Raw genomic sequence first — 12,617 nt, 5'->3', positions numbered from 1 at the left:
CGACGCGATGCGGCGGTCGGTGTTGGGGGATGTGCACGTGGATCGGACGCGGGTGACGGAGTTCAACCGGCCGTTCCAGGAGTACATCACGGACTCGGTGTGGGGTTCGGTGTGGACTCGACCCGGCCTGGACCGCCGCACTCGTAGCGCGATCACGTTGGCGGTGCTGACTTCGCTGCGCGCGCACGATGAATTGACGATGCACGTGCGGGCCGCGCTGCGGCACGGGTTGAGCCGGGAGGAGATCGCGGAGGTGTTGCTGCACACGGGAGCCTATGTGGGCGTCCCGGCGGCCAACGCCGCTTTCGCTGCCGCGCAACGGGTTTTCGACGAGGACGACGCCTAGATCCACAAAGGACGCGGCCGGATGGTACGGCCGCGTCCCGGGAAGTGCTTGTCGGAGGGGCCGTTCAGACGGCCAGGTCGGCGAGTGTGTTCCAGAACATCAGCTCGTACCCCTGCAACAACCGCCCGTAGCCGATTGACGTTTCCGGGGTCCAGCCGGCGTCGAGGGCCTGTTGGAGCGCGACCACGTACAGCTCTTCCAACTCCGGGACCGGGGTGGCGAAGAAGTCGAAGAAGCCCGTGCCCACCTCGTCGAAGCCGTAGTGCTCGCGCAGGCCCGCCGAGATGGTGGCGCAGTAGCCGCCCCAGGCGGCGAAGTTGGCGAGGATCGCCAGGAGGGCGTCGCGGGGGTTGCCGTTGAGGGCGAGCCAGGCCAGGTAGGCGGGGTAGGCCTGGCAGCCCGGCTGGGGGCGGTAGGCGCGGATGTCGTCCTCGCTCAGGCCGCAGGCCTTGGCGAAGTCGCCCAGTTTGGCCAGGGCCAAGCCCTCGCCGGTGCCCAGCGAGGTGAAGACCTCCCGGGCGGCGGGGTCGACGGCCTGCGCGGCCAGGGTCAGGAAGGTGCGCCAGTCGCTGGCGATGATGCGGTGCTGCTCGGCGGCCAGCGCGCCGAGCACGGCCAGCGGGGCCTCCCCGCAGGCCACCAGGGGTACGAGTCGGTTGTCGTGTTCGCCGGGGAGCAGTTCGCGCTGCACCCGGTCCAGCAGTTCCTTGGCCGATTCGGCCATCACGTTCCTCCTTGGACGCCAGGCGGACCCGGCGGTCAGCGTAGATCATCTCCAGTCGGCGGGCGCGCGCCCGGACCGCCCACCGGCGGGCAGTGGTCTAGACCTTGACGCCGGTTGGCCCATCGGCTTAGGTGATTTTCACACGCGTTCCCGGGTGTCCCGGGTTCCGCGCGACCCCTGCACGCCGACCTCGTCCCCCGGTCGGCACCGAAGGAGTGATCACGTGTCGAGGAACCGCATCGTGGCGGCGGTCGCCGCTGCGGCGGCCGCGGCCGGGCTGGCGTTCGTCCTGCCCTCCGTGACCGCCGAGGCCGCGGCCGACTGCGCCGCGCCGTGGGCCAGTGCCACGGTATACACCGGCGGCAAGACCGCCTCGTACAACGGCAAGAACTGGCAGGCCAAGTGGTGGACCCAGGGCGAGACCCCGGGCGGCGCCCAGGTCTGGACCGACCAGGGCGCCTGCGGCGGCGGCACCCCGCCGACCACCACCACGACCCGCCCGACGACGACCACCCCGCCCACCACCACCCTCCCCCCGGGCGGCTGCAACTACGCGGCCTGGGTCCAGGGCAAGAACTACGTCACCGGTGACATCGTCAAGTTCACCGACGGCAAGTTCTACATCGCCGAGCACGACAACCCGGGCTACAGCCCCGTCGTGAGCACCTGGTACTGGGACCCGTACACCTGCGGCGACACCCCGCCCACCAGCACCACCTCGACCCCGCCCACCTCCATCCCGAACACCGGGTTCGTGGTGTCCGAGGCCCAGTTCAACCAGATGTTCCCCAGCCGGAACGCCTTCTACACCTACAAGGGCCTCACCGACGCGCTCGCGGCCTACCCCGGCTTCGCCAACACCGGCACGGACACCGTGAAGCGGCAGGAGGCGGCGGCGTTCCTGGCCAACGTCAACCACGAGACCGGCGGCTTGGTCTACATCAAGGAGATCAACGAGGCCAACTACCCGCACTACTGCGACGCCACCCAGTCCTACGGCTGCCCGGCGGGCCAGTCCGCGTACTACGGCCGCGGACCGATCCAGTTGAGCTGGAACTTCAACTACAAGGCCGCCGGTGACGCGCTGGGCATCGACCTGCTGCGCAACCCGTTCCTGGTCGAGCAGGACCCGGCCGTGGCGTGGAAGACCGCGCTCTGGTACTGGAACACGCAGAAGGGCCCCGGCACCATGACCCCGCACGACGCGATGGTCAACAGCCGCGGCTTCGGCGAGACGATCCGCAGCATCAACGGCGCCCTCGAGTGCAACGGCGGCAACCCGGCGCAGGTGCAGAGCCGGATCAACGCCTACCAGAAGTTCACCCAGGTGCTGGGCACCACGCCCGGCAACAACCTGAGCTGCTGACCAGCTCAGGAGGCCGGTCGGGGGCGCGGCACACGCCGCGCCCCCGACCGGTACCCGAATGGCCCAACGACAACAGCCTGCGCCCCGGTCGGAATCCCGCTATGCCACTCTGTCCGGGTGGTCGACTTCGCCGCATGCGCCCGATATCGGCGCTCCGCAACCGGATCCCGCGCCCGGGATCGACTACGGGCGGAGACGGCGCGCACCGGATCCGGGGTGGGGAGCGGGGATGGCTGAGCCGGTCGAGCCGGGGAATCCCGCCCCGCGCTGGATGTGGCCCGCGTACCTGGCGGCGGGCGCCGCGCTGGTCGTCCTCTACTACCTGGCACCGGTGACCGCGGGCGGGTTCCCGCTGCGCGTCGTGCTGTACTGCCTGGTCAGCGCCTCGGCGGCGGTGGCGGTCTGCTACGGCGTGGTGCGCAACCGCCCGCAGCCGCGGCTGCCGTGGGTGATGATCGCGGCGAGCCAGCTGGTCTACGCGCTCGCCGACGCGATCTTCTACATCTCGCACTACGTCTTCGACGTCACCGCGTACCCGTCGCTGGCCGACCCGTTCTACCTGGCGCACTACCCGCTGGCGGTGGCGGGCATCGTGATGCTGATCCGCCGCCGCACCCCCGGCCACGACCTGTCCGGCCTGCTGGACGCGGCCACCCTGGCCGTCGTCGCGGCGATGCTGTCGTGGCTGTACGTGATCGGCCCGCAGACCCGCAAGGGCTCGCCGCTGCTGGTGGAGCTGGCGTCGCTGGGCTACCCGGTCATGGACCTGGCGCTGCTGACCGTGGCGCTGGGTCTGGTGCTGGGCTCCGGCGCGCGGCCGCGGGCGTTCTTCCCGTTCATCGGCTGGCTCGCGGCGATCATGACCGCGGACACCATCTACGTGCTCCAGCAGCTCAACGGCACCTTCCAGGCGGGCAACTTCCTGGACGCGATCTGGCTGGCGGGCAACCTGGCGCTGGGCGCGAGCGCGCTGCACCCGACCATGGCGCGGCTGGCCGAGCCGTCACCGGTGCCGGACGCGCCGCTGAGCCCCGTGCGCATCGCCGGGCTGTCCGCGGCGGCGCTGATCGCGCCGGTCGTGCTGGTCGTGCAGTGGGCCGAGGGCACCGTGCGGGACGTGCCGGTGGTCGCCGGGGCGTGCGCGGTGCTGTTCGGGCTGACCATCGCCCGGTTGGCGGCGCTGGTGTCCGACCAGCGCAGGCTCGCCATCACCGACGCGCTGACCGGCCTGCACACCCGCCGGTTCTTCGAGGCACAGCTGCCACTGGAGATCGCCAGGGCGCGGCGCGCCGGGACGACGGTCGCGGTGCTGATCGCCGACGTCGACCACTTCAAGACCATCAACGACCGGCACGGGCACCCCGCCGGGGACCAGGTGCTGGTGGAGATCGCGAGCAGGCTGCGCGACGCGGTCCGCGCCGGGGAGGTGCTGGCCCGCTTCGGCGGCGAGGAGTTCGCCGTGATCCTGCCGGGCGCCACCGCGGCCACCCTGCCGCTGATCGCCGACCGGCTGCGGGAGCGGGTCGCCGGTCAGCCGATCGAGCTGCCGGGCGGTCGGTGGGCGTCGGTGACGGTGTCGGTGGGCACGTCGGTGTTCCCGACCCACGACGACAACCCGGACGACCTGGTGTCGATCGCGGACCGGGCCCTGTACGCGGCGAAGGAGGCGGGCCGCGACCGGGTCGTCGTGGGACCCACCCGGGCGGCCGCCGCGCCGCGCGTGCCCTCCGGCGTGGAGTACCTGCAGCAGGCGGCGGACGAGGTCGACAGCCGGTTGTCCAGCCACGAGCACAGCCGCGCGGTCGCCCGCTGGGTGCGGCTGCTGGCGGTCGAGGCCGGGCTGGACGCCGACCGGGTGCGCACCGCGGAGCTGGCCGGTCGGCTGCACGACATCGGGAAGATCGTGGTGCCCAGGGAGGTCCTGGCCAAGCCGGGTCCGCTGACGCCGCGGGAGTGGGAGCTGATGCGGGCCCACCCGGACCACGGGTCCCGGATGGTGTCGGTGGTGCCCGGCTACTCGACGGTCGCCACCGTCATCCGCCAGCACCACGAGCGCTGGGACGGCGGCGGCTACCCGGATGGGTTGGGCGGCAACGACATCCGGGTGGAGTCGCGGCTGCTGGCGGTGTGCGACTCGTGGGCCGCCATGCGCTCGGACCGCGCGTACCAGCGCGGGTTGTCCGAAGAACAGGCTGTGGCCGAGGTGATACGGGGCCGGGGTTCGCAGTTCTGCCCGGACGCGGTGGAGTTGTTCCTGAGCCTGCATTCGCGCGGCCTCATCGGCGAACTCCGGGTCGTGCACCCGACCGGGATCCTGCCCGCCACACCGTGACGCCGGGCCACCCCTAGGGGTGGTTCCCGGGGCGGGCATCGGGAATGCGCACGATGCGGTCGCGCGGGTGCGCGCGGGACGGTCGGGGCCATGAACGCCAAGGGTTCCGTGGTTCGCTGGCGGCGGTTGACCGTCTGGTTGCACGTCATCACGTCCGTCGGGTGGATGGCGCAGGCGCTCACCCTGGTGGCGCTCATGCTCGCCGGTCGCGCCAGCGCCGTCCCGGGGCGGCGGCACGCGCTGCTGGAGGTGGCGCACCTGATCGATGGGGTCCTGCTCGCGCCGTTCGCCAACGCGGCGGCGGCTACCGGGATCGCGCTGGCGGGGGCGACCTCGTGGGGGTTCTTCCGGCACTGGTGGGTCACGATCAAGTTCGGGCTGACGCTGGTCCTCATCGGGCTCGGCATCGCCGTGCTGTCCTCCGCGCTGCGGCAGGCGGCAGCCGATGATCGGGTGTCCGGTGCCCTGGTCGTCGGGTCGGCGGCGATGGTGGCGGCCATCGCCGCGCAGGTGTGGCTGTCGGTGGCCAAGGCGGGCGGGCGGACGCCGTGGGCGGGGCGGGTCAAACCGGGCACCGCGCCCGCGTGGGTGTTCGCCGCCGCGGTGCTCGCGCCGGGGGCGGACATCGTCGTGTCGTGGGTCGTCGGGGTGCCGGTGCCCGCGCTGTCCCTGCTGCTCGTGGTGGTGGTCGTGGTGGTGGTCGTGGTCACCACCGCCCAGCGGTCCACTATGGACCGCACCGGGGCGGAACAGGGGGTCTAGGCAGGGGTCCAGGTAACAGCCGGGGCACGACTGTGTCAAGATCGTTGATCTGCGGTCGCGCTGGGGGACCCCCGGGTGGACGCTCGCGCAGCGCGTCCGACAAAGTGCAACCACCCACGGCTCGAGATCGACCGCGTCATCCGCTGCCAGCCCGAGGAGGACCGCGCAGGTGAGTCCGAAGATCGACACCGACCCCACGCACACGGAGGCGCTGACCGCGCTGGCCACCCTGGCGGACAAGATCCGCTACGCGTGCGAGAACGTCGACCCACCGACCACCCTCGGGGTCAAGCAATGGCTGGACGCCTACGGCATCCACGTCACGGCCACCTACGCCACCGGCATCATCAACACCTGGCGCGGCGAGAACAAGATCGGCGACACCGGTGACCTGGTGGCGCTGAGCCCCGAGCTGCTCGCCGAGCTCGACGCGCTGCGCTCGCACGAGAGCGCCACCGACAGCCACGCGACGGCCGACCGGGCCGCCGCCGACGCGCCCACCGCGGTCATCCCGGCGGTCACCGCCGACGGACCGGCCGCCCCCACCCCGCCAAGCTCGACCGGATCGGACACCGACGCGAACACCGTGGACACCGACAGAACCGCCAGCGCCGCCGACTCCGGCGCCGTGGCCACCGAGACCCCCGCGGCGACCGAGTCCGCCGCCACCGCGACCCTGGTCGCGGACCCCGCACCGGACGCCGACACTGACGCCGACACCGACGGCGACGTCGTGGACGCCGACACCGACGAGGTCGGGTCCACGTCCAGCGCCGTCGTGGTCGCCGAGCAGCCGACCGCGTCCAGCGCGGGTACCGCGCTCGACACCGTGCCCTACATCGAGGCGCGCGCCGAGCGGGTCGTGCCGCCGGAGGCGGAGCGGTCCGAGCCGCTGACGCCCCAGGTGCCGACCGTGCTGTCCTGGTCGGCGAACATGGCCTGGATCGTGGTGCTGGTGGCCGCGATGGGCATCTCCTGGTGGTCGCTGTTCGAGTACGCGCGCGCGTTCAGCATCCCCACCCCGCTGGCCGCCGTGGTGTCGCTGGTCTTCGACGCCTCCGCGCTCATCGTCGCAGGCCTGGCGCACCGCTACGCCCTCTCGCCCTACTCGGGCGCGGGCCCGAGGTTCGCGCTGCTGGCGCTGCTGGCGGGCAGCGTGTACCTGAACTGGGAGCACGCTGCGGGCAAGGGCTACGGCATCGAGGCGTCGATCATGTTCGCGGCGCCCGCCGCGGTCGGCATCCTGCTGTTCGAGCTGCACATCGGCTGGCACTCGCGCAGCGAGCGCCGGGCCCGGGGCCGGGTCGCCCGCTCGCTGCCGGTCATCGGCGCGTGGGGCTGGTTCCTGCACCCGCTGCAGAGCGTGACCACGCTGTGGCGGGTCACCCACGCGCGCGGGCACTCGGTCCGTGAGGCCGAGCTGATCAGCATCGAGCAGCTGCGGCAGAGCGGTACCCCGGTCTAGGCGAGCCCTGCGGGGAGTTGGATCGAGCCCGGGCCGAAAGTGGTCCGGGCTCACCCGTACGCGGCGGTCGTATGCCGTACGTGGTCGGGTACGGTGTCCCCTGGAGGCGGAGAGGAGCACGATGGCGCCGACGCGGCTCGGACCGACCCACGGGGCGGTCCCCCCGAGCACCCCACCGTCCACACAGGACTCAGCGACCCGCGGTGGGGCCGGGCTGCCCGGTGGCCGCCCATCGGCACAATCCGGCAAGCCCGCCGGCGGACGCCACCACGACGACTCCGGCAAGCTGGTAACACCCGAAGGCGCACGCGCGGACCGCAACCGTGGCGATCACCGTACGACGCCACGGCCTGGGGGGCGAGACGAGATGAGGCAGCGGCTCCGCCGCCGCGGCGGGTCCACGGTCCACACGCGAACGCGCCGTCCGATCACGGTCGGTGACCCGACCGGAACCGAAGTGGCCCGGGCCGGCGAGTCCGCGACCACCGCGAAGCGGACCAGTTAGGATCGGGCCACCATGGCAAAGGACGCGACGAAGGACCACAGCGGGGGCGGTGACCCCACACGCAGCCTCATGCTGCTGTGGCGCAAGCAGAACCAGGCGCCGGTCCGCAACGGCAGGCGCGATCTCAGTGTCGACCGCATCGTCGGCGCGGCCATAGAGGTGGCCGACACCGAGGGCCTCATCGCCCTGTCGATGCGCCGGGTCGCCGACAAGCTCAACGTCGGCACCATGTCGCTCTACACCTACGTGCCGGGCAAGGCCGAGCTGATAGACCTGATGCTGGACACCGTCTACGCCGAGACCGCGAAGTCCGGCGACGGCGCGGAGCCCGGCGGCGCGGGTTCGGGCGCGGGCGACGCGGCGGCACCGGGCTGGCGGGGCGAGCTGCACCGGGTCGCCCACGCGAACTGGGCGCTCTACCACCGGCACCCGTGGATGCTGCGGGTCGGCGTGAGCAGACCGCCGCTGGGCCCCAACGTGATGGCCAAGTACGACCGGGAACTGGGCACGATCGCCGACATCGGGCTGACCGAGGTCGAGATGGACACCGTGCTGAACCTGGTGATCGGGCACGCGGAGACCACGGCGCGGCGGGCGCTGGAGGCCACGGCGACCGAGAGCGACACCGGCGTCAGCGACGAGCAGTGGTGGCAGGCGCACAGCCCGGTGCTGAACACGCTGATGGACGCGAGCCAGTACCCGAGGGCGGCGGCGGTCGGCGCGGCCGTGGGCGCCGTGCACGGCACCGCCTACGACTCCTCGCACAACTTCGAGTTCGGCCTCGCCCGCATCCTCGACGGTGTCGAGGCACTGGTCGCCTCCCGCAAGTCGGAGTAGCGCCCCGAGCGGCTTGCCGGGTGTCCGCCCGGCGGGCTTACCGGGTGTCCGCCCAGCGGCTTACCGGGTGTCCGCCCAGCGGCTTACCGGGTGTCCACTGTGGTCACTCGGTAAGCCCGCCGGGCGACGCCGACGGCGAACAGGGCTGCGCGGCCGGGTCGCGAGCGGGCAGCATGGTCCCATGACGGCGACAGCGGAGCGGGACCCGGGTTTCGGCGGCGAGGTACCGGACTTCTACCACCGGTTCCGGCGCGGTTACCCGGACCGGGTGGTCGACGTCGTCGTGGCGGCCTTCGACCTCACCCCGCTCGACGCGGTGGTCGACCTCGGCTGCGGCACAGGTCAGTTGACCCGACCGCTGGCACCGCGGGTCGGCAGCGTGCTGGGCGTCGACCCGGAACCGGACATGCTGGTCCGCGCTCGCGCGGTCGAGGAGAACCCGGCGAACGTCGGCTGGTTGCTGGGTTCCGACGCGGAATTGTCGGGGTTGGCGGCGCTGCTGCGGCCGTTGGGCGCGATCACCGTCGGTCAGGCCCTGCACTGGATGGACCGCACCAGGCTGTTCGCCACCGCGCACCCGCTGCTGCGACCGGGCGGCGGCGTCGCCGTCGTCACCAACGGCGTGCCGTTGTGGCAGCAGGACAGCGACTGGTCGCGCGCGCTGCGCGGACACCTGTCCGCCTGGCTCGGCAAACCGCTGATCGACACCTGCGGCACCGACCCCGACAGCCAGCGCCGGGTCCGCGACGACCTCCGCGCCGCCGGGTACGCGATCGGCCTACAGGTCGTCGGCTACGCGGCCCACCCGACCGCCGACGAGATCATCGGCGGCGTGTACTCGGCGCTGCCCCACCAGCTCCTGCCCGCACCCGCCGACCGCCCGGACTTCGACGCACGGCTGCGCGCGGTGCTCGACCCGTTCGCCCCGTTCACCGAGTACGTGGAAGTCACCATCCTGACCGGCGCGCGCCGGTGATGGGCCGGGCAGCCGTCACCCCCCTGCACTAGCCTCCGTCGGGTGAGCACCGAGCCGAGCGCCCTCCGCCTGCGGATCTTCACCGAGCCGCAGCAGGGCGCCACCTACGACGACCTCCTGCGCGTGGCCCGCCACGCGGAGGAGACCGGCTACGACGCGTTCTTCCGGTCCGACCACTACCTGAGCATGGGCTCGTCGACCGGTCTGCCCGGTCCCACCGACGCGTGGACCACCCTGGCGGGTCTGGCCAGGGAGACCACCACGATCCGGCTGGGCACGCTGATGACGGCGGCCACCTTCCGGCACCCGGGTCCGCTGGCGATCTCGGTGGCCCAGGTCGACCAGATGTCGGGTGGCCGGGTCGAGTTCGGGCTGGGCACCGGCTGGTACGCCGAGGAGCACACGGCCTACGGCATCCCGTTCCCGAGCCTCGGTGAGCGCTTCGACCGGTTCGCCGAGCAGCTGGAGGTCATCACCGGCCTCTGGTCGACCCCGGACGGCGAGAAGTTCTCCTTCGACGGGGAGCACTACCGGCTGGTGAGTTCGCCCGCGCTGCCCAAGCCGACCCAGCGCCCCGGCCCGCCGATCCTGATCGGTGGTGGGGGCCGCACCCGGACCCCGCGCCTGGCGGCCCGCTTCGCCGACGAGTTCAACGTCCCGTTCGTCCCGCTGGACGCGGCGGCGGAGCAGTTCGCCAGGGTCAGCGCGGCGTGCGCGGAGATCGGCCGCGACCCGTCGGAGATCATCCGCTCGGCGGCGCTGGTGGTCTGCGTCGGCCGGGACGACGCGGAGATCGGGCGCCGGGCGGCGCGCATCGGCCGCGAGGTCGACGAGCTGCGCGCCAACGGGCTCGCGGGCACGCCCGCCGAGGTCGTGGACCGCCTCGGCACCTGGCGCGAGCGCACGGACATCAGCCGGGTCTACCTGCAGGTGCTCGACACCGATGACCTCGACCACCTGGACCTGATCGCCGAGCAGGTGGCCCCGCGGCTCTAGGGGCGCTCCCCCGGCCGGTCGGCCCGATCGGCCGGGACCAGCGCCGCCAGCCCCCGGAGGATCACGTCCAGGCCGAAGGCGAACCGCTCCTCCCTGCTGCCCCTGCCGAGCGCGTCCCCCAGGGACGTCGTGGCGGGGAACTCCTCGGGGGGCAGGCTCGCGAAGAAGCGGCAGACCATGCCGTAGTACTGCTCCGGGTCACGGCCTTCGCGGGCCAGGTCGACGGTCACGGCGTTCTCGATGGCGCTCGCGCTGACGTACATGCCGACCACGTCGATCGCCCAGGCCGCCGCCTGGTCCGGGATGCCCGCGCCGCGCAGGAGCGTCAGGGTGAACTCGGACATCCGCATGGCGTTCGGGCCCATCGGCACGCGGCCGAGGATGACGCGGGCGATGTCGCCGTTGCGGCTGAGCGCCTCGTGCCCGTCGGTCCACAGCCTGGTGATCTGCTCCCGCCAGCGCGCCGGGTCCGGTTCCGGCAGCGGGACCTCGCCGACGACCTCGTCGAAGAGCAGTTCCAGCAGCTCGTCCTTGTTCGCCACGTGCGCGTAGAGCGAGGCCGGTCCGGTGCCCAGTTCGGCGGCGACGCGGCGCATGCTCACCCCGTCGACGCCCTCCGCGCGCAGGATCCGCACCGCCGCGGCCACGATCGTCTCCCGGCTCAGCGAGCGCCGCGCGCCGCTCTTGCGGGGGGTCCACCACGGGGGTTCGAGCCGCGCTGGGTCCGGGTCGCTCTCGGCTGCGGTCATATCGGTCACCCTAGTTGACACGAACGGTGTTCGCCAGTAGAACAGTGTTCGTTAACGAACGCTGTTCGAGGGGGAGCTGAGATGACCGCGACGACGACCACGGCCGGGGAAGGGCTCGACACCGCCTACCGATGGCGGTGGTGGGCGCTGGTGGCGGTGCTGACCGCCGAGATCATGGACCTGCTGGACGCGACGGTGGTGAGCATCGCCGCCCCGTCGATCCAGCAGCACCTGGGCGGCGGCAGCACGATGATCCAGTGGGTGGCCGCGGGCTACACGCTGGCGCTCGCGGTGGGGCTGATCACCGGCGGCCGGTTGGGCGACCTGTTCGGTCGGCGGCGGATGTTCCTGATCGGCCTGATCGGCTTCATCGTCACGTCCGCGCTGTGCGGGCTGGCGCTGTCGCCGGGGATGCTGGTCGCCAGCCGGGTGCTCCAGGGCCTGTTCGGCGCGGTGCTGATCCCGCAGGGCTTCGGTCTGATCCGATCGATCTTCCCGCCCAAGGAGCTGGGCGCGGCGTTCGGCGCCTTCGGGCCCGCCATCGGCCTGTCCACCGTCGGCGGACCGATCCTGGCGGGCGCGCTGATCGGCTGGAACCCGGGCGACGCGGGCTGGCGCGCGGTGTTCCTGATCAACGTGCCGATCGGCCTGGCCTGCTTGGCGCTGGCCTGGAAGGTGCTGCCGGAGTCGCGGGCGGAGGACGCGCCGCGGCCGGACCCGGTCGGCATGCTGCTGGCGAGCACGGGTCTGCTGCTGCTGGTCTACCCGCTGGTGCAGGGCCGCGAGCTGGGCTGGCCGGGCTGGTGCTTCGCGATGCTGGCCGCGTCCGTGCCGATCCTGGTGGCGTTCGGCGTGCACCAGGTGCGCCGCAGCCGCGCGGGCCGCGCGCCGCTGGTGGAGCCGGGGCTGTTCCGGTCGCGGGCGTTCAGCGGCGGCATGGTCGTCGGCCTGATCTTCTTCAGCGCGATGACCGGCGTCGGGCTGGCCCTGAGCCTGTACGTCCAGTTGGGTCTCGGGTTCACCGCGTTGCAGGCCGGGTTGTCGCAGGCGCCGTGGGCGCTGGGGCTCGCGGTCGGCGCCGGGTTGTCGGGGGCGGTGCTGGGGCGCAAGTTCGGCAGGCCGGTGCTGCAGATCGGCGCGCTGGTCATGGCCGCGGGGCTGGTCGTGGTGATCGCGACGGTGGCGTGGTCCGCGGAGCCGGTCACCGGCTGGGACCTGGCGCCGGGCCTGGCGGTCTGCGGCATCGGCATGGGCCTGCTGCTCGCGCCGTTCTTCGACATCGTGCTGGCGGGCGTGACCCAGCCGATGGTGGGCTCGGCGTCGGGGGTGCTGAACGCGGTGCAGCAGCTGGGCGCCGCGACCGGCGTCGCGGTGCTGGGCACGGTGTTCTTCCAGTACTTCGAGGGCGGGCGGCACAACGACGCGCTGCTGGTCGTGCTGTGGGTCTCGGCGGGTCTGGTGGTCGCCACGGCGGCGTTGGCCTTCCTGCTCCCCCGCTGGGCCCGCCCGGAGGACGCCCAGGCCTGACCCCGGTGGAGGGCCGCTTCGGCGGCCCTCCG

11 protein-coding genes are annotated in these 12,617 nt (G+C 72.6%); 9 read left to right on the top strand and 2 right to left on the bottom strand.

Going from position 1 to position 12,617, the window contains the following annotated elements; genetic code table 11:
* The first annotated feature begins 7 nt into the window (after nucleotides 1–7).
* Nucleotides 8–346: a carboxymuconolactone decarboxylase family protein gene (locus tag V5P93_RS12935; RefSeq protein WP_219824043.1), complete on the top strand. Its 339-nt coding sequence runs from the start codon at nucleotides 8–10 to the stop codon at nucleotides 344–346.
* Between the two features lie 64 nt (nucleotides 347–410).
* Here the strand turns inward: V5P93_RS12935 and V5P93_RS12930 are convergent, their stop codons facing one another.
* Nucleotides 411–1,070, bottom strand: coding sequence for a transcriptional regulator (locus tag V5P93_RS12930; protein WP_104480376.1), 660 nt, complete (start codon nucleotides 1,068–1,070; stop codon nucleotides 411–413).
* A 223-nt stretch (nucleotides 1,071–1,293) separates the two neighbouring features.
* Here V5P93_RS12930 and V5P93_RS12925 point away from each other — a divergent pair, with 223 nt between their 5' ends.
* From V5P93_RS12925 to V5P93_RS12895, 7 genes are all read left to right on the top strand, one after another.
* Nucleotides 1,294–2,436: a glycoside hydrolase family 19 protein gene (locus V5P93_RS12925; RefSeq protein ID WP_104480377.1), complete on the top strand. Its 1,143-nt coding sequence runs from the start codon at nucleotides 1,294–1,296 to the stop codon at nucleotides 2,434–2,436.
* Between the two features lie 229 nt (nucleotides 2,437–2,665).
* Nucleotides 2,666–4,768 carry a diguanylate cyclase gene (locus V5P93_RS12920; protein ID WP_245931396.1) on the top strand — a complete coding sequence of 701 codons (2,103 nt, stop codon included), beginning with the start codon at nucleotides 2,666–2,668 and terminating at the stop codon, nucleotides 4,766–4,768.
* 90 nt (nucleotides 4,769–4,858) lie between these two features.
* A complete protein-coding gene (locus V5P93_RS12915; protein ID WP_104480379.1) occupies nucleotides 4,859–5,530 on the top strand; it encodes a hypothetical protein in 672 nt (223 codons plus the stop codon).
* Between the two features lie 169 nt (nucleotides 5,531–5,699).
* Nucleotides 5,700–6,995 (top strand): DUF2637 domain-containing protein, encoded by a 1,296-nt coding sequence (locus V5P93_RS12910; RefSeq protein ID WP_104480380.1) that lies wholly within the window; start codon nucleotides 5,700–5,702, stop codon nucleotides 6,993–6,995.
* A gap of 517 nt (nucleotides 6,996–7,512) precedes the next feature.
* Nucleotides 7,513–8,337: a TetR/AcrR family transcriptional regulator gene (locus V5P93_RS12905; RefSeq protein WP_104480381.1), complete on the top strand. Its 825-nt coding sequence runs from the start codon at nucleotides 7,513–7,515 to the stop codon at nucleotides 8,335–8,337.
* Nucleotides 8,338–8,518: 181 nt separating this feature from the next.
* Complete coding sequence (locus tag V5P93_RS12900; protein ID WP_104480382.1) at nucleotides 8,519–9,313, top strand: class I SAM-dependent methyltransferase; 795 nt, start codon at nucleotides 8,519–8,521, stop codon at nucleotides 9,311–9,313.
* A gap of 42 nt (nucleotides 9,314–9,355) precedes the next feature.
* On the top strand, nucleotides 9,356–10,309 hold the full coding sequence (locus tag V5P93_RS12895; protein ID WP_104480383.1) for an LLM class F420-dependent oxidoreductase: 954 nt from the start codon (nucleotides 9,356–9,358) through the stop codon (nucleotides 10,307–10,309).
* On the opposite strand, the gene V5P93_RS12890 is transcribed toward V5P93_RS12895, so the two are convergent.
* Entirely contained in the window at nucleotides 10,306–11,058 is a 753-nt protein-coding gene (locus V5P93_RS12890; RefSeq protein ID WP_104480384.1) for a TetR/AcrR family transcriptional regulator, read from the bottom strand. The genes V5P93_RS12895 and V5P93_RS12890 overlap by 4 nt on opposite strands.
* A gap of 81 nt (nucleotides 11,059–11,139) precedes the next feature.
* Between V5P93_RS12890 and V5P93_RS12885 the strand changes: the two genes are divergently transcribed.
* On the top strand, nucleotides 11,140–12,585 hold the full coding sequence (locus V5P93_RS12885) for an MFS transporter (RefSeq protein ID WP_104480385.1): 1,446 nt from the start codon (nucleotides 11,140–11,142) through the stop codon (nucleotides 12,583–12,585).
* Nucleotides 12,586–12,617 lie beyond the last annotated feature (32 nt).

Source organism: Actinokineospora auranticolor (genome assembly GCF_041897805.1).
GTDB lineage: Bacteria > Actinomycetota > Actinomycetes > Mycobacteriales > Pseudonocardiaceae > Actinokineospora > Actinokineospora auranticolor.
Note: the sequence above shows the minus strand (reverse complement) of the source record. Positions and strands in the feature narration are given on the sequence as shown.

Bases quoted from the DNA above. Each gene is read 5' to 3' on its own strand.
- V5P93_RS12930 (WP_104480376.1), bottom strand. From the start codon at position 1,070: ATGGCCGAATCGGCCAAGGAACTGCTGGACCGGGTGCAGCGCGAACTG.
- V5P93_RS12900 (WP_104480382.1), top strand. From the start codon at position 8,519: ATGACGGCGACAGCGGAGCGGGACCCGGGTTTCGGCGGCGAGGTACCG.
- V5P93_RS12890 (WP_104480384.1), bottom strand. From the start codon at position 11,058: ATGACCGCAGCCGAGAGCGACCCGGACCCAGCGCGGCTCGAACCCCCG.
- V5P93_RS12935 (WP_219824043.1), top strand. From the start codon at position 8: ATGCGGCGGTCGGTGTTGGGGGATGTGCACGTGGATCGGACGCGGGTG.
- V5P93_RS12905 (WP_104480381.1), top strand. From the start codon at position 7,513: ATGGCAAAGGACGCGACGAAGGACCACAGCGGGGGCGGTGACCCCACA.
- V5P93_RS12885 (WP_104480385.1), top strand. From the start codon at position 11,140: ATGACCGCGACGACGACCACGGCCGGGGAAGGGCTCGACACCGCCTAC.
- V5P93_RS12920 (WP_245931396.1), top strand. From the start codon at position 2,666: ATGGCTGAGCCGGTCGAGCCGGGGAATCCCGCCCCGCGCTGGATGTGG.
- V5P93_RS12915 (WP_104480379.1), top strand. From the start codon at position 4,859: ATGAACGCCAAGGGTTCCGTGGTTCGCTGGCGGCGGTTGACCGTCTGG.